The sequence below is a fragment of the Natronomonas gomsonensis genome (assembly GCF_024300825.1).
GTDB classification, from domain to species: Archaea; Halobacteriota; Halobacteria; order Halobacteriales; family Haloarculaceae; genus Natronomonas; species Natronomonas gomsonensis.
Genome location: NZ_CP101323.1, coordinates 2,833,666 through 2,856,807 on the forward strand (window position 1 = coordinate 2,833,666; position 23,142 = coordinate 2,856,807).

General features: G+C 62.1%; 22 protein-coding genes. 14 read left to right on the forward strand and 8 right to left on the reverse strand.

Annotated features, from left to right (window positions below; all coding sequences use genetic code 11):
- Positions 1–4: 4 nt before the first annotated feature.
- Positions 5–1,981, forward strand: coding sequence for a CARDB domain-containing protein (locus tag NMP98_RS15105; RefSeq protein ID WP_254858694.1), 1,977 nt, complete (start codon positions 5–7; stop codon positions 1,979–1,981).
- Between the two features lie 15 nt (positions 1,982–1,996).
- Here the strand turns inward: NMP98_RS15105 and prs are convergent, their stop codons facing one another.
- From prs to NMP98_RS15125, 4 genes are all read right to left on the reverse strand, one after another.
- Positions 1,997–2,830, reverse strand: coding sequence for a ribose-phosphate diphosphokinase (prs, locus tag NMP98_RS15110; protein WP_254858695.1), 834 nt, complete (start codon positions 2,828–2,830; stop codon positions 1,997–1,999).
- Positions 2,831–3,068: 238 nt separating this feature from the next.
- Complete coding sequence (locus tag NMP98_RS15115) at positions 3,069–3,944, reverse strand: polyprenyl synthetase family protein (RefSeq protein ID WP_254858696.1); 876 nt, start codon at positions 3,942–3,944, stop codon at positions 3,069–3,071.
- Between the two features lie 78 nt (positions 3,945–4,022).
- Positions 4,023–4,991, reverse strand: a complete 969-nt coding sequence (locus tag NMP98_RS15120; RefSeq protein ID WP_254858697.1) for an electron transfer flavoprotein subunit alpha/FixB family protein — start codon at positions 4,989–4,991, stop codon at positions 4,023–4,025.
- Entirely contained in the window at positions 4,988–5,776 is a 789-nt protein-coding gene (locus NMP98_RS15125; protein ID WP_254858698.1) for an electron transfer flavoprotein subunit beta/FixA family protein, read from the reverse strand. Before NMP98_RS15125 ends, NMP98_RS15120 begins: the two co-directional genes overlap by 4 nt.
- A gap of 135 nt (positions 5,777–5,911) precedes the next feature.
- Here NMP98_RS15125 and NMP98_RS15130 point away from each other — a divergent pair, with 135 nt between their 5' ends.
- The 11 genes from NMP98_RS15130 to NMP98_RS15180 all read left to right on the forward strand — a co-directional run bounded on the left by NMP98_RS15130 (position 5,912) and on the right by NMP98_RS15180 (position 16,621).
- Positions 5,912–6,670, forward strand: a complete 759-nt coding sequence (locus tag NMP98_RS15130; RefSeq protein WP_254858699.1) for an SDR family oxidoreductase — start codon at positions 5,912–5,914, stop codon at positions 6,668–6,670.
- An 80-nt stretch (positions 6,671–6,750) separates the two neighbouring features.
- A complete protein-coding gene (locus NMP98_RS15135; RefSeq protein WP_254858700.1) occupies positions 6,751–7,890 on the forward strand; it encodes an acyl-CoA dehydrogenase family protein in 1,140 nt (379 codons plus the stop codon).
- A gap of 132 nt (positions 7,891–8,022) precedes the next feature.
- Positions 8,023–9,198 (forward strand): thiolase domain-containing protein, encoded by a 1,176-nt coding sequence (locus tag NMP98_RS15140; protein WP_254858701.1) that lies wholly within the window; start codon positions 8,023–8,025, stop codon positions 9,196–9,198.
- Complete coding sequence (locus NMP98_RS15145) at positions 9,195–9,611, forward strand: Zn-ribbon domain-containing OB-fold protein (protein ID WP_254858702.1); 417 nt, start codon at positions 9,195–9,197, stop codon at positions 9,609–9,611. Before NMP98_RS15140 ends, NMP98_RS15145 begins: the two co-directional genes overlap by 4 nt.
- Before the next feature lie 4 nt (positions 9,612–9,615).
- Positions 9,616–10,608, forward strand: coding sequence for an MBL fold metallo-hydrolase (locus NMP98_RS15150; protein ID WP_254858703.1), 993 nt, complete (start codon positions 9,616–9,618; stop codon positions 10,606–10,608).
- Between the two features lie 44 nt (positions 10,609–10,652).
- The gene (locus tag NMP98_RS15155; protein WP_254858704.1) at positions 10,653–12,272 is read left to right on the forward strand and encodes a class I adenylate-forming enzyme family protein; all 1,620 of its coding nucleotides are present in this window, start codon (positions 10,653–10,655) and stop codon (positions 12,270–12,272) included.
- A gap of 79 nt (positions 12,273–12,351) precedes the next feature.
- The gene (locus NMP98_RS15160) at positions 12,352–13,551 is read left to right on the forward strand and encodes a 3-hydroxyacyl-CoA dehydrogenase (protein ID WP_254858705.1); all 1,200 of its coding nucleotides are present in this window, start codon (positions 12,352–12,354) and stop codon (positions 13,549–13,551) included.
- 58 nt (positions 13,552–13,609) lie between these two features.
- Complete coding sequence (locus tag NMP98_RS15165; protein ID WP_326494478.1) at positions 13,610–14,116, forward strand: MaoC family dehydratase; 507 nt, start codon at positions 13,610–13,612, stop codon at positions 14,114–14,116.
- On the forward strand, positions 14,113–14,607 hold the full coding sequence (locus NMP98_RS15170; protein WP_254858707.1) for a MaoC family dehydratase: 495 nt from the start codon (positions 14,113–14,115) through the stop codon (positions 14,605–14,607). Before NMP98_RS15165 ends, NMP98_RS15170 begins: the two co-directional genes overlap by 4 nt.
- Positions 14,604–15,647, forward strand: a complete 1,044-nt coding sequence (gene citE / locus NMP98_RS15175) for an L-malyl-CoA/beta-methylmalyl-CoA lyase (protein WP_254858708.1) — start codon at positions 14,604–14,606, stop codon at positions 15,645–15,647. Before NMP98_RS15170 ends, citE begins: the two co-directional genes overlap by 4 nt.
- Before the next feature lie 149 nt (positions 15,648–15,796).
- Complete coding sequence (locus NMP98_RS15180) at positions 15,797–16,621, forward strand: SDR family NAD(P)-dependent oxidoreductase (RefSeq protein ID WP_254858709.1); 825 nt, start codon at positions 15,797–15,799, stop codon at positions 16,619–16,621.
- Positions 16,622–16,654: 33 nt separating this feature from the next.
- Here the strand turns inward: NMP98_RS15180 and NMP98_RS15185 are convergent, their stop codons facing one another.
- Positions 16,655–17,437 carry an enoyl-CoA hydratase/isomerase family protein gene (locus tag NMP98_RS15185; RefSeq protein ID WP_254858710.1) on the reverse strand — a complete coding sequence of 261 codons (783 nt, stop codon included), beginning with the start codon at positions 17,435–17,437 and terminating at the stop codon, positions 16,655–16,657.
- Between the two features lie 105 nt (positions 17,438–17,542).
- Between NMP98_RS15185 and NMP98_RS15190 the strand changes: the two genes are divergently transcribed.
- On the forward strand, positions 17,543–18,331 hold the full coding sequence (locus NMP98_RS15190) for an enoyl-CoA hydratase/isomerase family protein (protein ID WP_254858711.1): 789 nt from the start codon (positions 17,543–17,545) through the stop codon (positions 18,329–18,331).
- Here NMP98_RS15190 and NMP98_RS15195 read toward each other — a convergent pair.
- Positions 18,328–19,503 carry an acyl-CoA dehydrogenase family protein gene (locus NMP98_RS15195; RefSeq protein WP_254858712.1) on the reverse strand — a complete coding sequence of 392 codons (1,176 nt, stop codon included), beginning with the start codon at positions 19,501–19,503 and terminating at the stop codon, positions 18,328–18,330. The genes NMP98_RS15190 and NMP98_RS15195 overlap by 4 nt on opposite strands.
- Positions 19,504–19,520: 17 nt before the next feature.
- On the reverse strand, positions 19,521–21,140 hold the full coding sequence (locus tag NMP98_RS15200) for an AMP-binding protein (protein WP_254858713.1): 1,620 nt from the start codon (positions 21,138–21,140) through the stop codon (positions 19,521–19,523).
- Between the two features lie 204 nt (positions 21,141–21,344).
- On the opposite strand from NMP98_RS15200, the gene NMP98_RS15205 reads away from it, so the two are divergent.
- On the forward strand, positions 21,345–22,253 hold the full coding sequence (locus NMP98_RS15205) for an enoyl-CoA hydratase/isomerase family protein (RefSeq protein WP_254858714.1): 909 nt from the start codon (positions 21,345–21,347) through the stop codon (positions 22,251–22,253).
- Between the two features lie 7 nt (positions 22,254–22,260).
- On the opposite strand, the gene NMP98_RS15210 is transcribed toward NMP98_RS15205, so the two are convergent.
- Positions 22,261–23,040, reverse strand: coding sequence for an SDR family NAD(P)-dependent oxidoreductase (locus tag NMP98_RS15210; RefSeq protein ID WP_367997241.1), 780 nt, complete (start codon positions 23,038–23,040; stop codon positions 22,261–22,263).
- Positions 23,041–23,142 lie beyond the last annotated feature (102 nt).

Here is a 23,142-nt window from a genome sequence, read left to right on the forward strand (position 1 = left end):
GTAGATGTCACGGCCACGGGCGCGGGCGGTTTCGCTTTCGGTGCTGTTGACGTGTTGGCTGCTCGCGGGCAGCGTCGCGTTCGCGATGCCCGCGGCGGCGGCGACCATCGAGGTCGACAACACGCTCGCCCAGACCGACACGAAAGGCGAGGTGGACGTGAAAACGCAGGTGATAATCCCGGACGGAGCGACATCGGTGGAGATAACGATTCCCGAAGACACCGATGTCTACGAGACAGAGGGGTTCAGACAGTCGGGAACCGACGGCCGAACCTACGAGTGGACCGGCGGGACCGACCGACCGTTCGTCCGGTACGATTTGGCCGGCAACCGGACTATCGACCGAGGCAGTGGCGAGCAGTTCCTCTATGCCGTCACCGACGAGTGGGCAGTCGTCCGGTCGCCGAGCATCAGCGTTCGGGCGACGGGCATCGACTTGCGCATCAATCGCTCGAACCACGTCGACGGCGAGGGTGTCGCCGGGCGACACATCACCTACCTCGGCGGCTACGAGGAACACACCCGACAGGCGGCCGGCCAGCGCTTCCGACTCATCGAATCCGAACACGGCGACATGCACGAAAACCCCGAGGACGTACTCGACTCGCTGGCCCACGCCGCAAACCACTTCGAAACGGGCGCCCGCGACGACAGCGTCCTCATCATCGCCGTCCCATCGAACGTCGACTGGGCAGCAACGGGCGTCCAGCGCGGTGACTCCGACATGTGGGTCCGCGACGACGAACGCCTCGACACCGCTCGGAACACGTGGATTCACGAGTACGTCCACACCAGACAGGACTACGACCGGACCGAGGCGACCCGTTGGACCATCGAGGGGATGGCCGACTACTACGCCGCGTTGCTCACTTACGAACAGGGACGAATCGACTTCGAGACGTTCCAATCCCAGATGGATGACGGGGCGCGCGACCGATACAGCGACGTACAGCTCTCCGACCCCGCGACGTGGGAGAACGGTCGTGGAAACTACGAGAAGGGCGCGCTCGTCTTCGGCCACCTCGACCGACGGCTCCGAGCGGACGCCGACACGACGCTTGCGGCCGCAATCGCCGAGTTCAACGACCCCGGGACGGAGTTGACACAACAGCGGTTCCTCGACGCCGTCGAAACCACTGGGAGCACTGCCATCCGCGACGATGCCGAACGGTACACCGAGACGACCGAGACGCCGGAGGTCTGGAGCCGCCAACAGCACCTCGATGCCTTCGGCGGCGCCGACATCCGATACGAGTTCGAGGGGTTCGCGGTGTCGGGTCCGTACCGTGAGGCCACAATCGATTCCCCGCGTGTCGTCACCGACGAGACGCTTGAACCGACCGTCCGGATCCGCAACGTCGGCACCGAGTCCGGCGAGTACACCGCCGAGTTACGCGTCGACGGCGAAACGGTCGCAGAGCGAACCGGCACCCTCGACGCCGACGCGGAGACGACGGTGACGTTCCAGCGACGCTTCGACGCCGCCGGCGAGTACGACCTTTCGGTCGGTACGACCACCACCACGGCTGTCGTCGAGGAACCGGCCGACGTGGCGGTCACCGACCTCACCGCAGACCCGGCAACGGCGGCGCTCGGCGAGTCGGTGACGCTGCGGGCGACCGTCGCGTCGTCGGCGGACCGACCGGCCGACGGCGACGTGACCTTCGCCGTCGGCGGCAAGTCGGTCGCAACCGAGCGGGTTCAACTGAACGACGGGCCGGTGACCGTCGAGGCGACGACGACCTTCGGGGAGTCCGGCGAGTACACCGTCACCGCTGGCGACCGTTCGACGACGGTGTCGGTCAAGGAGGTAACGGCGACGCCCGGCGGAACGGAATCGGCGATGCCGCAGTCGACGGAACAACCGGCTGACGGCTCCGACCGTCCCACGACGCCGACGGAGGGTGCCGGCTCCGGGTTCGGCGTCGGTACCGCGGCCCTCGCGACTCTCGCGGCGGCCGTGCTGTTCGGCCGTCGATAGTCGACGCGCCGCTACTTAGAGGTGTTCTGCGAGTGCGGGTGCGACGCTGACCGTCGATACCGCCCGCTCGATGGTGTCCGTTCCGAACACGCCGTCGACGCCGACGCGAGCCAGTTTCGTCCGGGCGCTGGCGGCGAGCATCGGGTGGACGCAGGTCACGAACACGCGGTCGGGATCATCCAATTGCGCGATGGCTGTGCTCATCGTCGACCCCGTGGCGACGATGTCGTCGACCAACACCACGTCGCGACCGGCCGTGTCGGCGTCGCTCGGTTGCATCTCGACCTCCGTATCCGAGAGGCGGTGTTTCTCGAAGTAATCCACCTCGCCGTCGCCCGCAGTGTCTCGAACGGTCTTCGCGAGGTCGATGGCACCCTCGTCCGGCGAGAGGAAAAGCGGGTCCGAAAGTGCCGGCAGGGTGTCGGCGAGCAATCCGGCGGCGTCGACGGCCCGACACGGCACATCGAAGAAGTCACACACCGCATTCTCGTGGGGGTTGACTGTCAGTACGCGGTCGGTTCCCGTCGAGATGGCTCGGGCCATCGCACGCGCGGAGACGGGTTCGCCCTCGGCGAAGGCCTCGTCCTGTCGTGCATACCCCATGTACGGGAGGACGGTGACGACCTCCTCGGCCTGCTGGCGGGCGGCGTCCTGCAACTGGAGCAACTCGACGTGGGCGCCGTCGGAGACCGTCGAGGCGACGACGACCGCGCGGTCATCGGTGTCCGGAACGCGGACGACCCGTTCCCCGTCGGCGAACTGTTCGTACTCGACGGCCGCAAGCGACTCTCCCAACGCCGCCGAGAGTGTGGCCGCGAGGTCCTGTGAGGCGGAGCCCGGAACTATCATGCGCGAGGCTCCGCGTTCCGGGGGTAAACGCGTTTTCCTTCGACCTTTTTTTGGCTCGGGTGTGCCGAAGGCGCACCGCGTGGCGGCTTCGCCGCCACGACATGCGGTTGCGGGACACAGGCCCGCAACCCACTCGCGGCAAAAACGTCGATGAAAAAGGCGCGAACGCGCCGACGGCGCGTTCGCGTGAACCGCGCTCGCTGCGCTCGCGCGGATGCTGGACTAATTACAACACAAGTTACCGCTCTCGAACCACGACGAACTCCGCGAGGTCTTCGAGATACCCGACTGCCTCCGAGCCGACGGAGTCGGCGGCTTCCAGTGCGGCGAGGGCTGCATCGGATTCCTCGCGGGCGCGCTGGTTCGCCTCTTCGGGCGTCATCTCCGTAATCTGGACCAGCGACGGCCGGGCCATCTCCTCGTCTTGGCCGGTCGGCTTGCCGAGTTCCTCGGCGTCGGCCGTCGCGTCGAGGACGTCGTCGCGAATCTGGAATGCAATACCGACCCGCTCGGCGTACTGGCCGAAGGCCTCGACGGTGTAGGCGTCGGCGTCGGCGGCGACCGCGCCCAACTCGGCGGCGGCCCGGAACAGCGCGCCGGTCTTCCGGCGGGCGAGTTCCATGTACTCGTCTTCGTCGGTCGGCTGGGCGACGAGCTCGGTCGCCTCGCCCTCACCGAGTTCGACCATCGACTCGCTGACGACCTGCATGGCGCGCTCGTCGGCCGAAAACAGCGCGAACGCTTCCCCGAGCAAGCCGTCGCTGGCGACGATGGCCGACCCGTGGCCGAAGGCCGCCCACGCGCTGTCGACACTCCGGCGCAGTTCGGACTCGTCGATGATGTCATCGACGACCAACGAGGCGTTGTGGACCAACTCGATGCCGACCGCGAAGTCGACGGCGTTTCGGGACGGCTCAGAGCCGCGGCCGTCGTCGCCGGACAGTTCGCCGCCGGCGGCCTCGAAGGCCAGAAGCGTCACCGTCGGGCGGACGCGTTTGCCCCCCGACAGCGAGACGTGTTCGAGGCGGTCGGTCATCGCCTCGGGGTCGGTCGAATCGAGGACGGCTTCGAGCCGGTCCTCGACGAACGACCGACGCCGCTCCAGATACTCCATAAAAGTGGTAGGTTCGTTCCTCGGAAGTACGTGTCGGATACGGACGAAAAATGTGGATATCGAGGGTCGAAAACCGGCCTACAGGTCGGGCGCTTCGCCGCCGAACTCCTCGATGAGTTCGGGAACGACATCGAAGAGGTCGTCGACGATGCCGTAGTCGGCGATGTCGTAGATAGGCGCGTTCGGGTCGGTGTTGATGGCGACGATGGTGTCGGCGCCTTTCATTCCAGCGACGTGCTGGACGGCCCCGGAGATGCCGATGGCGATGTACACGTCGGGGGTGACGACCTTCCCGGACTGGCCGACCTGTCGGTTCTTCGGCAGCCAGCCGTTGTCGACGATGGGTCGCGACGAGGACAGCGTCGCGCCGAGGGTGTCGGCGAGTTCCTCGACGAGCGGGAGGTTCTCCTCCTCGTCGATACCGCGGCCGATGGAGACGAGCACGTCCGCCTCGGTGATGTCGACGTCGCCGCCGCCGACTTCCTCGAAGCCGTTGACGGTCGTCCCGAGGGCGCTTTCGTCGATGTCAGCGTCGAAGGCCTCGATTGCGGCGTCGCCGGCCGCTTCGGCCTTCGGCCACTCCGCCGGCCGGATGGTCAGCGCGTAGTCGTCGGCGTCGATGTCGTAGGTCGTCTCGACCTTGCCACCGTACTGTTCGCGGGTGACTTCGAGGTTGCCGTTCGTCTCGAAGTCGACGACGTCGGTGACGAGCGGCAGGTCGAGTCCCTCGGCGACCGCCGGTGCGTAGTCGAGGCCGTTGACCGAGTTCGGCATCAGAAGCGCCGTCGGCTCGACCTCTGTGGCCAACTGCTCGATGGCTTGGGTGTAGACGCCGTGGTTGAACTCCTCGCCCTCGTCGACGGTGTAGATGGTGTCGACGCCGTCGCGGTTTACGTCGTCGGCGAAGCCCTCGACGTCGCCGCCGATGACGGCGAGTTCGAGGTCGGTGCCGAGGTCGTCGGCCAGTTCGCGGCCGGCCGTGACGAGTTCGTAGGACACGTCACGAACATCGCCGCGGCGGTGTTCGGTGATTGCGAGAACGGTCATCCTTCAACAACCCCCTTGTCGCGGAGGAACGTAGCCAGTTCTCCTGCGGTCTCCTCTGCACTACCCTCCCAGAGCGTGGCGTCGCCCTCGGATTCGGGCTCGTACATCGACGTGCGCTCGACCGGCGACTCGACGACGCTGTCGTCGAGGCCGAGGTCATCGAGCGTGTGAACGTCCAGCGGCTTGCGCTGTGCTTGTCGGATGCCACGGAGGCTCGCGTAGCGCGGTTCGTTGATACCGGTCTGGATGGTCAACACGGACGGGAGTTCGACGTCGGTGAGTTCCTCGATACCGCCTTCGAGTTCGCGGTGGACGGAGGCGACGCCTGCCTCGATGTCGAGGGCGTTGACGACGGCGGCCCACTCGAAGCCGATGCGGTCGGCCAGTGCGACGCCGGTTGCGCCGTTTGCGTCGTCGCCGGCCTGAACGCCGGTGAGGACGAAGTCGGGGTCCTCCTCTTCGACGACGGCGGCGAGGATGTCGGCTTTCGACTCGACGTCGAGGAACTGGGCGTTCTCGAGGGAGTCGTCCCACACGCGGAGCGCGCGGTCTGCGCCCTTCGCCAGCGCCATCCGAACGGTCTCCTCGGCGCGTTCGGGGCCGATGGTGACGGTGACGACCTCCACGTCGTCGTTCTCCTCCGAAATCTGTACGGCTTCCTCAACGGCGTAGTCGTCCCACTCGTTGAGATCATACTCGAGGGAGCCCTCGTCGATGTCGAGTCCCGAAATCTGGAACTCGTCGTCGACCTCGGCCACCTCTTTGACGGTGACGAGTATTTTCATGCGTTCCGATCGGTTCTAGCGAACTACGAAATCCAGATAAGTGTTTCCACTCGGCGCACTGGCTACGTTCAGTATCCGTCTCGGGCCCCCGCCGAAAGTTACATGCACGCACCGACAGTCACTCGATTCAATACAATGGATTCAGTACAGTCACTCGACGGACAGACGGCACTCGTGACCGGTGCGAGTCGCGGCATCGGGCGAGCAACGGCGGTTACACTGGCAGCGCATGGCGCAGACGTGGCACTAGCTGCCCGGAGTAGGGACGCACTATCGGCGGCGGCAGACGAGATTACGGACGAACATGACGTCAGTACGGTGGCCGTGCCGACCGACGTCACTGACGAGAATGCAGTAGAGTCGATGTTCGAGACAACGGTTGACACCTTCGATGGACTGGATATCGTCGTGAGCAACGCCGGGAGGGCCCACGAACGCCGACTTGGAGACCTCTCGACAGAAGAGTACCGAAGGCTGATGGCCGTGAACGTGGACGGGACGTTCTTCACCGCACGGAGCGCCGACCCGTACCTCCGAGCATCAAGCGGCCACCTCGTTTTCGTCGGGAGCATAGCCGCGAAGTACCCTGCCCCGAAGTTCCCGGTCTACGCTGCGAGCAAGTGGTGGATTCGTGGGTTTGCACTGAGTATTGCGGGCGACTTGGGGACCGACGACGTGGCGACGACTGTCGTACACCCGACATCGGTCCGTACAGATATCGGCGTGGAAGCCCGTCCAGAATCGCTCAAAGAGACCTATGCCCCCGGCGAGGTACCCGAACCGGAGGACATCGCGAGCGCAGTTGTCTTCTCGGTCACTCGCCGGTCTCCGAACACGGTTAGCGAACTCGACCTGTTCTGCCGTGACCAGTTCACTGGCTTTCTCGGTGGGTAAACCGTCGGAATCGGCCGCGGGACGAGCGACTACGTCCGTGAGGACGTAAAGTATAAGCGTATGATGGTGATTGACTAGGTATGTTAAATCTCGACGACGAGCAGCGGATGGTCGTACAGATGCTGTCGGAACTCGCGGAGAACGAGTTCGCTGACCGCGCGTTCCAGTGGGACGGCGAGTTCCCATGGGAAAATATCGAGTTGCTGGCCGACCAGGGGTTCATGGGAATCAACCTCCCTGAAGAGTACGGCGGCGGCGGCATGACGGAGTTCGAGGCTATCCTCGCGCTCGAGACCATCGGCCGGGTCTGTCCCGACACGGCCAACGCGCTCTACGGGCAGTCGATGGTGACGCCACGCGCGGTCGACATGTTTGGCACTGAGGCGGCCAAAGAGAAGTACATCCCACCGGTCTGTGCCGGTGAGTCCGCACTCGCTATCGCAATCAGCGAACCGCACGCCGGGAGTGACGCTGGCGCGATGGATACCCGCCTCGAGGAGAAGGACGGCGACTACTACCTCTCCGGCGAGAAAATCTGGGTTAGCTACGTCAAGGAATCCGATGCGGCCGTCGTCTGGGCGCGGTTCCCCGACGGCAACCTAGGTACCGTCATTATGGACTTCGACGCGCCCGGCATCGAAATCGGTGAACACTACGAGAATATGGCCGGCCACGTCCAGACTCATTTCTTTATGGAGGATGTCCCAATCCCCGAGGAGAACATCCTCGTTCAGGGGAAGGAAGCACTCAAAGAGCAACTGAAGGCCCTCAACTGGGAGCGCTGTGGGAGTTCGGCGTATGCCAACGCCATCGCTCGGTGTGCGTACGACCACGCGCTGGCGTACGCGAAGGAGCGCGAGCAGTTCGACCAGCCCATCGGTGAATTCCAGGGGATGCGCTGGAAGTTCGCGGACATGGCGAAGGAACTCGAAGCGTCCCGGTCGCTCACCTACCGCGCCGCGCTGAACGCGGAGGCGCAGGGGAGAGTGCCCGACCGGCTGGAGACCAGTATCGCGAAACTCTACTCTGGCGAGATGGTTGAGTACGTCGTCAGCGAAGCACTCCAAGCGTTCGGATCTACTGGGTACCAGCAGGATCACCCGTTAGAGTACCTGTACCGCCTCCAGCGCAGTCGCCGCATCGCCGCCGGGACCGATGAGATTATGAAGAACAACGTGGCCGACGAGGTCTTCGGGAACGGCCTCCCCGACCTAACCTGACCGCGGCCCGTCGTCTAGGCGCGCTCGCTCCCTCCGTAGCCACACCTCTCTCACCGTCGACACAGAAGTACTGTGCGACTGCACCTGAATCAAGGCAAAGACTTACACTGGTATGAGAAGTAGGTGGCAGTAATGGCAGCGAACGAACCGGTGTACATAGCAGGTGCCTTCGAACATCCGACCCGGGAAGCACCCGACAAGTCGGAGATGCAACTACACGCCGAGGTGGCGAAGGGCGCGCTTGATGACGCCGGCCTGCCGAAGGCCGATGTTGACGCGTTCTTTACCGCCGGTGTCCCCGAGTATGAGTTCGCTCTCTCGCCGCTCGTGGTCGCCGATTACCTCGGCCTCGACGTGTCGTATGCTGACACGACCGATTACGGCGGTTCGTCGTACATCGCGCACGTCGGCCACGCAGCGAGCGCGATTCGAGATGGGAAGTGCGACGTCGCGCTCGTCACGCTCGCCGGCCGACCTCGATCACGCGGGCAAGCGACAGGGTCTGGTGCTCGTGAACTCCGGACCATGCAGGACAGTTTCGAGCGCATCTACGGCGCCACCAATATTTCGATGTACGGGATGGCTGCACGCCGGCACATGCACGAGTACGGAACGACACCGGAGCAACTCGCGGAGGTCCGCGTCGCCGCGTCCCAGCACGCTCAGTACAACGACCAGGCGATGTATCAGGACCCGGTGACTGTTGAGGATGTAGTTGAGTCCAAGGTCGTCGCCGACCCCCTCCACCTGCTCGACTGCTGTGTCATCTCTGACGGTGGCGGCGCGCTTGTAATCGTCTCCGAGGACGCTCGCGCCGAACTCAACCGCAAGTGTGTCGAGGTGCTCGGCCATGGCGAGTCACCGAGTCATCACGATGCCGGCCGCATCGACCTCACGACGACTGGTGCGGTCCAGTCCGGTCGTCGTGCCTTTGAGGAGGCTGGGCTTGCCCCCGAGCACGTCGACTATGCCTCCATCTACGACTCATTCACCATCACCGTCCTCGAAGCCATCGAAGACCTCGGGTTCTGTGCGAAAGGTGAGGGGGGGGAGTTCATCGAAGGGGGGACACTTCAAGCACCCGACGGTGACCTCCCTTTCAATACTGACGGTGGTGGGCTCTGCTCGAATCATCCCGCCAACCGGGGTGGTATGACAAAGGTCGTTGAGGCCGTCCGGCAACTTCGGGGCGAAGCCAATCCGGAGGTACAGGTAGACGCGGACGTCGCCATCGCACACGGCACAGGTGGGAGCATCGCGACGCGACACGGTGCTGCTACGGTGGTTCTCGGAGGTGAAGACCGATGACGTGGGAGCCACGTCCCGTGCCCGACGTGACACCGGAGACTGAACCCTTCTGGAAGGGCGCGTCTGAGGGCCGCCTGCTCCTGAGCGAGTGCCAAGACTGCGGACTCGTATATCACTACCCCCGGGTGCTCTGTCCCGACTGTTTCAGCGAGGATGTAGAGTGGCTCGAAGCCGACGGTGAGGGCGAGGTGTATTCCTACTCGGTCACGCGCACGATGAGTGGTTGGCCTAAGGAGGACCTCCCGCTAGTTGTCGCTTACGTCGAACTCGACGAGGGGCCGCGACTGATGACGAACATCCAGGCCGACCAGGACGTGGTCGATGTCGGTACGCGCGTTACAGTCCGGTTCAAGGAAACTGAGACAAACGACATCGCCATCCCGGTTTTCGTCCCCATCTCGGCAGAGAGGTGAGACTATGCACCGAATATGCCTAGGAAATACAGTCTTCGAGGGGCTGAACAACGCGTACCTGTTTCCCTACGAGCAGACGACGCTCATCGACACAGGAGTCGACACACCCGCCGTACGCACCGAGCTTCGGGCGGCCCTCGACGAAGTGGGGTATTCCCTCGCCGACATCGACCGAGTGCTGCTGACTCACTACCATCCCGACCACTCGGGACTGGCAGCCGCGATTCAGGACGCTGGTGGTGCGTCAGTCCACGTCCACGAGGCTGACGCTCCGATGGTTCGCAAAGACGAGGCCGCGTGGGCGAGCTTCGAAGAACGCCAGCAAACCTGCTATGATGAGTGGGATATCCCGACGGACAAGCGAACAGAACTCCGGGCCGAGATGGCCAGCTCAATGGATCTCTACGGTCCGCCAGTGAGGGTAACGCCGTTCGTCGATGGCGATCGATTCAAGCTCGGTATCTATTCGCTCGAGGTTGTTCACACGCCTGGTCATACGGCGGGACAGTGCTGTTTCGTTGACCGCGAGCGGGGAACCGTCTTCAGCGGTGACACACTCCTTCCCCACTACACGCCGAACGTCGGCGGCGCGGATGTCCGGATGGATGAGTCGCTCGAACAGTACCTAACGAGCCTCGATCGCCTGATAGAGGGTAAGTTCGATCATGCGTTGCCTGGCCATCGCGAGGCCATCGTTGACCCAGCGGCATGCGCCCGTGACATCGTCCGCCATCACGAGGAGCGAGCGTACAGAATCGTTGCGTATCTCGACGAGGCTGGTCCAGCGACGACGTGGGAGGTCAGCGACCATTTGTTCGGCGACCTCGAGAGCATCCACATCCTGCACGGCCCGGGCGAAGCTCACGCCCATCTGGAACATCTGTGCATGGCAGATGACATCGAGAAGACGGACGGCGGTTACACCCTGGCCCCCGAGACAGCGACGCGACTCCGTGACGACGAGGGAGACCGCTGGCCGCTCCGAGTCTCTTCCTGAGCGCGTCGTGAACATTTAACCCGGTCGCCGACGGGATGGGGCGTATGCTGGAATGGCCGGAGGCCACAATCTACCAGGGCCTCACCTCTGTCGCCGCGTCTGCACCGTCCAGTCTCGCCCTCATCTTTGAGGACGAGACGACCACCTACGGCGAACTCGTCGCCGAGAGTCGTCGCCTCGCCCGCGCGCTTGCCGCCCTTGACGTCGGCGTGGGCGACACTATCGCCATCTGGCTTCGCAACCGACCTGCTTGGATCGAAGCACAACTCGCCGCCTCGTATCTCGGCGCATCAGTGGTTGCCGTGAACACGCGCTGTGGGTCCCGAGACCTCGACCATGTCCTTAACGATGCGGGCGTCGGGGTCGTCCTTACCGAGCCGGGGAGCAGTGACCCCACGCATCTCGAGATGCTCGCGTCGCTCGCCCCGGGAATTGTCGACGCCGACCTGGATGCCTTCTCGCCGGATCGCTATCCGGACCTGTCTCACGTCGTGACGACGACAGCGGCGCCGGGCTACGACGCCGTTAGGTCGCTCCAGGAAATGAAGGACATGGCAACGGCGGCCCCGACACCAGACCCGGTTGATACGCCTGCGGCCTCAGCGTGCGTCTTCTACACCAGCGGGACTACAGGCGATTCGAAGGGGTGCCCGCAGTCGAACCGGTCGCTTCTGAATCACTCCTACCAGGTTGGCGAACACTTCGACCTCTCGTCCGACGACGTGGCTCTCGGTGCCCTCCCATTCTGTGGTATTATGGGTCACAATACGTTTCTGAGCGCGCTGGCTCACGGCATCCCGCTGGTACTCCAGCCGGAGTTCGACGCGGCGGCGGCGATTGACCTGATCGAGACCCATGAGGTGACCTACTTCTCGGCTATCGGGTCAATGTACGAACGGATGGTTGTGACTGAGGAATTCACGTCCGAGCGGGTCACTACTCTTTCGAAAGGTGCCGTGGCGTTTGTCAGTGGGACCGATCGAGAGACGTTCGAGCGTGTCGAGGGCGCAGTCGGGTTCCCGCTAGTACGGCCCTACGGCCTCTCGGAGGCCAACAGCCAGGTGTTTGTCGGCGACCCGGACGCCACGGTCGAAGAACGCTTCCGCACTGGCGGCCCCCCGGTCCATCCTGACGAGGAAGCGGCACGGGTCGTCGACCCCGAAACGGGCGACCCGCTCCCGACTGACGAACAAGGGGAACTCTGCCTCCGGGGGTACAACGTCATCGATAGCTATCTGGGACGGCCGGAGGCGACGGCGGCGGCCGTCGACGAGGACGGTTGGTTCCATACCGGCGACCTTGCAGAGCGCGGTCCAGACGGGGTCTATTACCACGCCCGGATGGACGACGCTCTCCGTGTCCGGGGTTTCCTGGTCGCGCCGCGAGCGGTCGAACGGGCAGTCGAGTCCCACCCTGCAGTCGACGCTGCGCAGGTGGTCGGGGCACCTCACCCCCGCCATGGGCAGGTCCCCGTGGCGTTCGTCACGGGCGAGGACGCGGACGAGACTGCCGTCCGCGAGTTCCTTGTGGACCGCCTCGCGGACTACAAGGTCCCCGAGCGGGTGTTCGCCGTCGCGTCATTCCCTCGTACCGACGGTCCCCACGGGCGGAAGATACAGAAACACGAACTCCGCGACCGGGTCGAGACGCTATTTGAGGGGTGAGTGTCGTCGTCGTTGCGGCCGATCTAACGATGGGCACGCCGCAACGTTTTATATCGGTGGCTGGGGAAGTCACCTGTACATGTCCATCGAGACAGTTGCGGACATTCAGCAAGTGACAGTCATCGGCGCCGGTGAGATGGGACGCGGTATCGCCGCCGTCGCGGCCCTAGCGGGCTACGATACGATACTCCAAGATATCGACGAGGACCAGCTCAATGACGCGATTGAGCAGGTAAAGTGGAGTTACGGCAAGATTGTAGACGATGAGGATGTCACGGAGGCGGATGTTGAGGCAGCACTCGACCGGATTACATCCACTACGTCGCTTGAGGAGGCTGTCGCCAATACCGACATCGTGACTGAAGCCGCCGTTGAGAAACAGGCCGTCAAGGAGGACATCTTCGAGTCCGTCGACAACCTAGCTCCCGACGAGGCCATCCTGACGACGAACACGTCCGGACTCAACATCACCCGGCTGGCAGAAGTGACCGATCGACCTTCACAGGTCGCCGGTACTCACTGGTTCAATCCACCGATGCTGATGGATCTCGTGGAGATTATCGAGACCGAACACGTCGACTCACAAGTCGTTGACGTGGTAGAAGACCTCATCAAGGACTTCGAGAAGACGCCTATCCGTTGTCGCCGCGACGTGCCAATGTTCATCGTCAACCGCTGTATGCGACCTTACGGCGAGGCGGCGGCGTGGCTAGTTTACTATGACAAAGCGGAAATTGAGGAAGTCGACTCGGCGATGAAGTACCGTGAGGGCTTCCCAATGGGTCCCTTCGAGCTGGCTGATTTCACGGGCGGCATCCAAGTGCGCGTCGAAAGCGAGGAGGATCACCTCAACGACCCTCGCCCGCTCAACTACGATACCCGATACTGCCCGCTTCTACATGAGCGGTACGAGAAGGGTCACTACGGCCGGAAGTCTGGAAAGGGCTTCTACGACTATTCCGATCAGGACGAACCCGGTATCGATCCTGAGGCGGGCAAGGATGTCGACGTCCTGAAGATTTGGGCGCCGGTCATCAACGAGGCTGCGAAGATGGTCCAACATGACGTAGCGACGGTCGAGGACGTCGACACGGGGATGAAACTCGGTGGGAACTGGCCGGTTGGGCCGTTCGAGAAGGCCGACGAGGTGGGTGCGGAGACGGTCGTCCGGACCTGCGTCGAACTGGCTAACATGCACGAGCGTGTTGAGAACCTCGCCGAGACCCTCCCCTGTGACCTGCTCGTCGAGAAAGCGAAGGGAGACGAGACGTTCTACTGACGACCCACGCACCGGTTCTTATAAGACGATGGCCGCCATTACTTCTCAATGACCCGACGTGACAACTAATAGTGTCCCTCTCGACGAGGCCGAGTACCGGCCCGTCGGGAACTGCTACGAGGATTTCGAGGTGGGACGGACGTTCGAACACCATTGGGGTCGGACCGTGACCGACGGCGACAACGCACGGTTCACGACTCTCCGCATCAACCGGAATCCGCTGTATTTCAACGAGGAGTACGCGGCCACTTACGGGCACGAAAACGTGGTTATCGATCCACTGCTCGTGTTCAACACCATCCTCGGTCTCACGGTCGAGGACCTCAGCGAACGTGGTGGGCTCTTCCTTGGTGTGGACGACTGCACCTTCCATAAGCAACTGACGGTCGGCGCTACGCTAACCGCAGAGAGTGAGGTGCTAGACCGTCGACAGAGTGACTCGCGCCCAGACTTCGGGATCGTCACTTGGCGGACCCGCGGCTATGACGGCGAAGGCGACCTAGTCATTGAATACGATCGGACGAACATGGTGCCAAAGCGGTCCGATGAGGAGGGTGACGCATGACGGGCGAGCGCGATCCCGAATCGATGACGAGCGACGACACGTACTTCGAGGACTTCACCGCCGGCGACGTCTACGAACACGCTCGCGGGAAGACCCTCTCGGAAGATGAGATGCATGGCGTCGCTCATATGACGATGAACACTGCCGAGGCGCACTTCAACGCAGATGAGATGCGTGACTCTGAGCACGGCGAGCGTATCAACTACGGTGGAACAACGATGAGCATCGTCCTTGGACTGGCGAGTTCTGACACAACCGAGAACGTCGTCCAGACGACGGGTCTCGATGGCATTCGCTTCCACGCGCCTGTGCAGGCTGGAGACACGCTCTACGCAGTGACGAAGGTGCTTGAGACCGACGCCGACGCGACCGACAACCCGGATACCGGGTTCGTCCGTTTTGAGCACTATGGTCTGAACGAGGACGAGGACCACATATTTACCGGCGTCCAAGAGTGCGTCGTGAAGTGCCGACCCGGAGATGAGCGATGACTCGCCTCTGTCGAACCTTCCAGACGGCGCCGGCTGGCGTCGCGAAGGACAACACCGCCAAGTACCTCGAGTCGGCGTTTAACGCGACCGGCTTCCAAGTGCCAGACTGGCTCGTGCCGGACATCGAGGACGGCACGGCGCCGAGCATGAAAGAGACGGCGCTCGAGAATACCGTTGAACTAAGCGCCGAGTACGGCCCGGAGTTCGCCGGCGAAATTTGGCCGCGTGTGCAGTGGGCGTTCGACGACGAGTCGCTCCGAGAAGCCGGTACTCACGAAATCGAGACGCTGGTCCGGGAGGCGGGCGACCACATCGATGGCGTGGTCGTTCCCAAGGTTGGCCGCCTCGACGATGTTGAACGCGCGGCGTCGGCCGTCGCCAACGCAGAGGCGAACTCCGGCTACGACGCTGGAAGTATCGGCCTCAGCGTAATCGTGGAGACGGCACAGGCTAAATCTGACCTCAGGGAGATTGCGTCGTTCGGCACAGACAGTCGCCTCACTGGTCTCGTGTTCGGGCCAGTGGATTACACGGCGGAACTTGGTGCTCGAGAAATCGCCGGTGAGCGGCCGTCTTGGCCGGGAATGGTAGAGGATCTCTCGAACGAGGCGAGCGCAAACGACCTCGTCAGTATCGGCGGGCCGTTCGACCGCCTATTCCACACTCGGGCCGGCGTGACCGTCTACAACGCCGACGGCTACGCCGACCAGGTTGAGCGTGAGGCCCGTGTTGGATTTGACGGGAGCTGGTCGCTGCACCCAAAACAGACCGAGCAGGCCAATCGGATCCACATGCCTGACAGAGAAACGATCTCGCGGGCGGTGCGGAGCATCGAGGATTTCTCGGCGGCCAAGGCCGCTGGGTCCGGTGCTGTCACCATTGACGGTCAGATGATCGATGAGGCGACGCTGAAGAACTACGCCAACACCGTTGACACCGTCGTCTCCATCCACAAGGCCAGCGAACAACAGACCTCAAATGCGTACGATGACGATCTCCTCGAACGTGCGCTGTCGACGGACACGGATACCCGGACCTGAGCACAAAACTCATGTGCAAGATCTTCAGGACTTCCGCTGGCACGCGCATCTTTTCTCCATCTGTGTAGTCTAGCGACAGGTACAGCAGTTTCCGCGTGGCCGTAACGGGGTACCCGTACTTTTATACTAGCTACCCACCACTTGCGACCATGGATCGAAGTCTCAAACAGCTATCTCCGAGCGACGTGCGTGACGTAGCCGACCGATTCAGTCTCGACGACGAGTGTGCGCTGGTGACCGGTGCCGGAAACGGCATGGGTCGGGTGGTCGCATTCACCTTTGCTGCGGCGGGCGCCGATCTTGCTATCTCCGACCGCCTCACCGAGGACCTAACGGACACGGCCGCCGACCTACGTGACGCGTTTGACGTGACGATAACTGAAGTGGAAGCCGACGTGTCAGACCCTGACGCCGTCGCCGGGATGGTCGAGACAGCCACCGCGGACCTCGGTGACCTCGATGTCCTTCTGAACGTGGCTGGCGTCTCCACCTATGAGGACTCAGAAGACCTTGAGGTCAAGACTTGGGATCTCGTCCAAGACGTCAATCTCCGCAGCGTGTTCGTCGCCGCCCGCGAGGCCTTTCCTCATCTCAAGGGTGGTGGTCGAATCGTAAATATATCGTCTATTGCGGGTCTCTATGGCGCTTCCAGTATGAGTCACTACGGGGCTGCAAAAGCCGGCGTCCGGAACCTCACGCAGTCGCTTGCTGCTGAGTGGGCCGCGGATAACGTTCGCGTCAACGCGGTGGCACCTGGTCCCATCCTGACGCCGGGGGTTTCAGAGATGCTCGACGAGGCGGATGAGGACGCCTACGACCGATCTTCGGTCGATCGGCCAGTCGGGTCACCCGCTGAGATTGCCGATACGATGCTATTCCTCGCCAGCCCCTTGTCCAGTTTTGTCACCGGTGAGACGGTCCGTGTCGGCGGTGTCCCCCCGACGCAGGAAGACATCTCGATTACGCCGTACTGACCGTCAGAGACGTCGCTTTCACTGTCCGTCGCGTCAGTGACCCTCGAATTCGGGGTCGCGGCCCTCCTCAAAGGCCGCCATCGCCTCCACGTGGTCGTAGCTCTCGTAAGCGGTTTGCCGAAGGTCGGCGGCCCACTCGCGCTCTGCCGGCGTGAGCGCGGTCTTGTCGAGGAAAGCCCGGATGGTCCGCTTCATGCCGGCCAGCGCCAGTGGGGCGTTTTCGGCCACGCTCTCAGCCAGTTCGTACGTTCGCGCCTCTACCTCGTCCGACGGGACCACGTCGTTGACCAGCCCCATCTCGCGGGCACGCTCCGCGTCGACTGGGTCGCCAGTGTAGAGCAGCTCGCTTGCATCGGCCGGTCCGAGGAGGTGCAGATATCGCTGGATGCCACGTGCGGGGTAGACAATACCTAGTTTTGCGGGTGGGAGACCGAAACCTGCGTCAGTGCTCGCTACTTGGAGGTCACAGGTCGCCGCGAGTTCGACGCCACCACCCCACGTGATACCGTCAATCATGGCGACGACCGGGATGTTGACCGACCGCAATCGTCGCGCGAACCCGTCGAATGCGGCCGCCGACTCGTCAGCTCCCGCGTCGTCATCGAACGCCGAGAGGTCGAAACCGGCGCAAAAATTCCCTTCCTCAAGACTGCTCCGGATGACCACCACCCGCACGTCGTTGTCAGCTTCGGCGTCGTCGAGGGCCGTCTGGAGAGCGTCCAGCATTGACGGCGAGAGAGCGTTGCGCTTTCCTGGGTTCTCGAACTCGACAGTACAGATGTTGTTCTCGGTCTCGGTTGAAACACTGCCGGCCATGTCCATAAGTCACCTTGCGTGACCCTAAAGCTGCCGCCGGGATAGCGGATGATGGGAGCGGTGGCCGAAGCTTTATAATCCGGACTGGAGCATACTCGACTCGTCATGTCCGACCGACCAGTCATACTAGAGTACACCCACGACGGTCGCGCCGCCCGTCTTACGCTGAACCGGCCCAACAAAAACAATGCCATCGACCGGGCACTGCTGGAGACGCTAACGGCTCAAATCGAGGACATTGAGAGGGCAAACGACGTTCGCGTCGTTACTGTCCGAGGTGCGGGCGGGACTTTCTCTGCCGGTGCTGACTTGGCGGAGTTGAAAGGTACTATCGAGGACGGCGATCGCGCCGGGGCGGCGGCATTCCTTGACCTGATACACGAGACGCTCGACAGGCTTGCGGCTGTCACCGTCCCAACAGTCGCCATCGTCGAAGGATTCGCGCTCGCGGGTGGCCTCGAGACTATGCTTGCCTGTGATCTCACGATTTGCAGTCGCGACGCAACACTCGGCGACCAACATGCGAACTTCGGGCTCGTCGCCGGGGGCGGCGGGACCCAGCGGCTCCCGCGCATCGTCGGGCCCCGCCGTGCGAAGGAACTAATCTTCACTGGCCGCCGGCTGTCGCCTGTCGAGGCGAAGGAGTGGGGTCTGGTCAACCGTGTCGCCGATCCGGATGACCTTGATGACGCTATCGAGGATTTAGTCGATATACTGGCCGAAAAGAGCGGAAGAGCTGCTGGCGTTGCGAAATACCTTGTCGACCGCGGAGCCGACCTCGACATGGAGACAGGACTGGAACTCGAACGCGAGCAGGTCTGCTCGTATATGTTTGAGGACGACGCGAAAGAGGGGTTGAGGGCCTTCGCAGATGGGCGTGCTCCCGAGTTCTAGTAGCTCCGGGGCAGGTCAAGCAGGTTCTCACCGACGTAGTTAAGCACCATCTCGTTATTCACCGGCGCGATGCGGAGGAACCGTGTCCAGTCTCTGAGCGCGGCCAGCGGGTAGTCGTGACTGAACGCGTTTCCACCGAGCGCCTGTACGGCCGCGTCCATGGCCTTGTCTGCGGCCTCCGAGGCGGCGTACTTCGCGACGTTCGCGGCAGCCGCGGCGTTTCGCTGTCCCGCTTCGTGTGCAGCTGCGGCCGTCTGGAGCGTGAGCGCGGCCTGTTCGACAGCAACCTTCGCGCCGGCTAGCGGGTGCTGAACGCCTTGATAACTGCCGGTCGGGGCATCGAATATCTCTCGATCGTTCGCGTAGTCGGCGCCCTTTTCTATGACGAACCGACCGAGCCCGACCGCGAGCGCCGCGGTGACGACGCGTTCGGGGTTGAGTGCCGAGAACACATGCGAAAACCCGGCGTCTTCCCTCCCAATGCGGTTGTTGACCGGCACCCGGACATCGTCGAAGTGGACCGTGTACTGGCCGCTGGGTTCGGGGATGGACACGTCGAGCGGAGATGTCTCGATGCCATCTGCGTCCGTATCCACCACTAGCAACGTGCCACCGTGGTAGGGATTTTCGTTGGCGACGTCCTCGTAGGGGGTGGTACGGGTCACGAGTTGGATGTAATCAGCGCCGGCCGCGTCGGTGATGTAGGTCTTCTCGCCGTTCACGACGTACTCGTCGCCATCGCGTGTGGCGGAGGTTCGTATCCGGGAGGCGTTCGTCCCGCTGTGGGGCTCTGTGATGGCGAACGCAAATCGAAGGTCACCGCTGGCGATTCCCGGCAGAAACCGATTTTTTAGGTTGTCGCTCCCGTACTCAATGATGGGGAGCGGCGCCATCGTCGTCGTCGACAGGAACGCGAGCAACGGGACGCCGTGGGCGGCGAACGTCTCTATGAGCGTCGCGAGCGCTGGGATTCCCATCTCTTCGCCGCCATACTTCTCGGGAACGGCGATACCGAGGAACCCGAGCTCGCCGAGTTCCGCCCAGAGTTCGTCGACGAAGTGTCCCTCCCTACAGCAGGTCTGCCAGTAGTCGTGGTCGTATTCTGCGGTGAGATCGGCCACTGCGTCGGCTATCATCGACTGTTCGTCGGTCAGGGTGACGAGTGTGTTCATAGGAGCGTTTAATCAATTCACTCCGAGATGAGCACGTCTTCGTACTGATCGCGGAGCGTCTTCTTGTCGTATTTGCCGACAGATGTCTGAGGTATCTCGTCTACGACAATCATCTCATCTGGAATCCACCACTTCTCGATCTCGCCGCTCTCGACGTACTGCATGAGGTGATTCTCTAGATCGACATTCGCCTTGTCAACGCTATCTTCGAGCACTACGATGGCGAGGGGTCGTTCGACCCACTCCTCGTGGTTGACAGCGACAGTCACGGCGTCACTGATGTCTGGGTGTTCGGCAATGTGGTCTTCGAGGACTGGTGATGGTATCCATTCGCCACCGCTCTTAATCACATCTTTGATGCGATCGAGTACCTCCACGTTCCCCCACTCGTCGATGCGGACGAGATCACCCATCCTGAGATATCCGTCTTCGGTCGTCGCTTCCTCAGTCTTCTCGGGCATTCCCCAGTACCCGCCAGTTCCCCAGGGTGCTCGGTAAGCAATTTCGCCCTCGGACTTGCCGTCCCACGGGAGTGTCTCGCCGGTGTCCGGGTCGATTACCTTCGCCTCGGCACCGGTCACGAAGTAGCCGGCGACGTCGGCCTTGTACTGGAACAGTTCTTCTTCATCCATCGCCAACTCTCTGTCGCGGAGGTGATTCTGGATGTTGTAACAGAACTGAGGACCGGCCTCGGTGTATCCGTACACCTGCGAGGTATCTGCGCCGAGGTCCTCGAGGTCACGTAGTAGGGGCGTCGGCGGCGACTGTCCGCCGAACACGATTTCGAGGCCGTCAAGGGTGATGTCCTCTCCGTCCGTGCGGCGGTCCTCAACAATTTCGACGACTCGCTTGAATAGCGTTGCGACACCCGCTGTGAACGTCACATCCTCTTCGAGCAGAAGGTTCGCTAGATTATCTGGGTAGCCCGGCCCCGGAAGGACGAGCTGCGACCCGGCCGTAGGCGCAAGCCCCCAAAGAAGCCACCCGAGGTGGAACATCGGTGGTACCATCAACTGACTGTCTTGCGGGCCGACCCCTTTCGATGCGACCATACCAACCGTGTGGAGATAGACCATCCGATGTGTGTGGGCGACAGCCTTCGGTTTGCCGGTGGTGCCCGATGTGAACATCAAAACAGCTGTAGACTGCTCGTCGACCTCCGGGAAGTCGTAGGACGGCTCCTTGTCGGCCATCAGCTCTCCGATAACATCAAGCTCCCCTAGCGCGGTGTTACCGGGCTCGCCGCGGATGAGGTGGTACTCAAAGTCATAATCATCGCCAACGACTTCGGCGAAATCGTCAGTGAGCTCCGGAGCGACGAGTATCCGCTTGAACGGTGCGTTCTCGTCGACGTGGTCAAGACAGAACCGCTGGTGTTCCTTAGGGAGCTCCAAGTTGATTGTGAACGGCGCCGCGCCGAGACTGCTGATGGCGTACAGCAGTTCCATATACCGTGCCGTCGAATAGCCGTAGAGACCGACAACCTCTCCTGGTTCAATACCCATCTCTTCTAAGACGTGTCCCATCCGTTGGACGTTGTTCCACATCTCCGCGTACGTCGTGACTTCGTTGTCGTCCGCGTACGCGGTGATGACCTCTTGTTCTCGGTGTCCGCGTGCCGCGTGCTCGAGCAGCATTCGCGTGTTCAATTCAATGTCCGCAGTCGACCCTTGTAGCCCCTCAACTTTTTTTGTCATAGGTTGCCATTCCACACTTATATCACCGATTGTAATAAATCGTTCCCCACAGTTCGTCGTTTACGTTATCTGTTTTGGAGATCCGACGTACTGACCTGTTCAATATGCTTCTACCTGCTTCAGTTGGAACTGGACATGTCACTGATGGGTGACCATCGGACGGACAAGGACACATCCCGGGTGGTTACAAAAGCTTATCATCGTACCCCAAGGATTACCGTGTGCATGTCTAGCGAAGAGACGTACTCGACGATTCAGACGTATCGTAACGACGAGGACGACCGCATCTTCCACGTCGATCTCGACCGGCCAGATGACAATAATACGGTCACAGCGGAGTTGCTCTCAGAACTCGGTCATGCCGTCGAGTCTGCCGATGCTGCCGACGATGTGGATGCTATCGTTCTCGGAACCACGAGCGAGAACTTCTGTGCCGGCGGTAGTCTGGACGAACTCGGTGATATCGACCGTGAGGGGGGAAACCGGTTCCTCAGCGGCTACGTCGATACTGTCCACCTCTTGCGTGAAACCGGAAAGCCGACCGTCGCCGCCGTGAAGGGAACCTGCGTTGCGGGGGGCAATGAGCTCGTGATGGGGTCAGACATAATTGTCGCCGGCGAGTCGGCGAGATTCGGCCAGCCAGAGGCGCGTGTCGGCTCGACGGCCGCTGGTGGTGGCGTCCAGATGATGCCGCTCATCGTCGGCGAACAGCGCGCCAAGGACCTCCTTCTTACTGCCCGGCTTCTCTCGGCCGAAGAGGCTGAGGACTGGGGGCTCATCAACCGCGTCGTTGACGACGACGAGGTAGACGAACGTTCTATTGAAATAGCCCAAGACATAATCGACAACAATAGTCCACAGGCCTACCGAGTCATCAAGGCGATGCTCAAACAGTGGAATAATATGGCGATGATGAACCGTGAGGTCGCCCGCGAACTGACGGCGGCAGTCTGGGATTCCGAGGAGTTTTCCGACCGCGCTAACGCCTTCATGTCCGGTGAGGACCTTGACTCGCGCCAGTTCTCTGGAACGCTCGACAAGGGGGACGAATAAACGTACTTCACATCGCCGCGAGACCACCGTCGACGTTCAGTACTTCACCGGTGATCCACTCGCTCCGCGGTTCCGCGAGCGTTACGATACCCTCAGCGACCGCCGACGGTGGCACAGCGCCCTCCTTCGGCGTTTGTTCCTCCAGTTCTGCCATTGCCGCCGCGGTCTCCTCGGAGATCGACGTGTAGTAGTTGTCCTTGTCGAGCAGACCGGGGTTGACCGCGTTGACGGTGATGCCGTTGTTCGCTTGCTCGACCGCAAGATATCGGACTAGACACTCTAGCGCTGCCTTCGCACTTCCGAGGAGGCCGTGTAGTGGCATGAACGTGTGACTGTCGTTGCCCGAAACGGCGATGATACGGCCCCCCTCGTCCATACGTTCGATTGAGTGCTGGGCCGCCAGCAGGAACCCTGTAACACCGAGGTCGTAGGTCAGTGAGATATCCTGGGGCGTCACCTCGGTGAGCGGTTTGAACGCCGTCACGGCTGCATTGTGGACGAACACATCAACACGGCCGTACTCCTCGTCGACGCGCTCAAACAGGTGATCAATAGCGTCCGGGTCTGAGGCGTCTGCCTGGACGGCTATGGCGTCTGCCCTTTCGTGTGAATCCTTAACGGCTGCCACCGTCTTGGCCGCCGCATCTTCGTTGCTTCGGTAGTTGACAACGACACGCGTACCTCGCGCACCGAATGCTTCAGCAGTAGCGCGACCGAGCCCGCGACTGGCTCCAGTGATTACCACGACATCTCCTTGCAGGTCCGCTGACTGACTTGATGTCATCATTCCCCCGTGTCACCCGCTTGCTAATTAGTGTTTCCCGCCTCTAGAAATGTAGAAAATATAATATTAAAGTCAAGATTTAGTACAGTGACCGTACACAGCTTG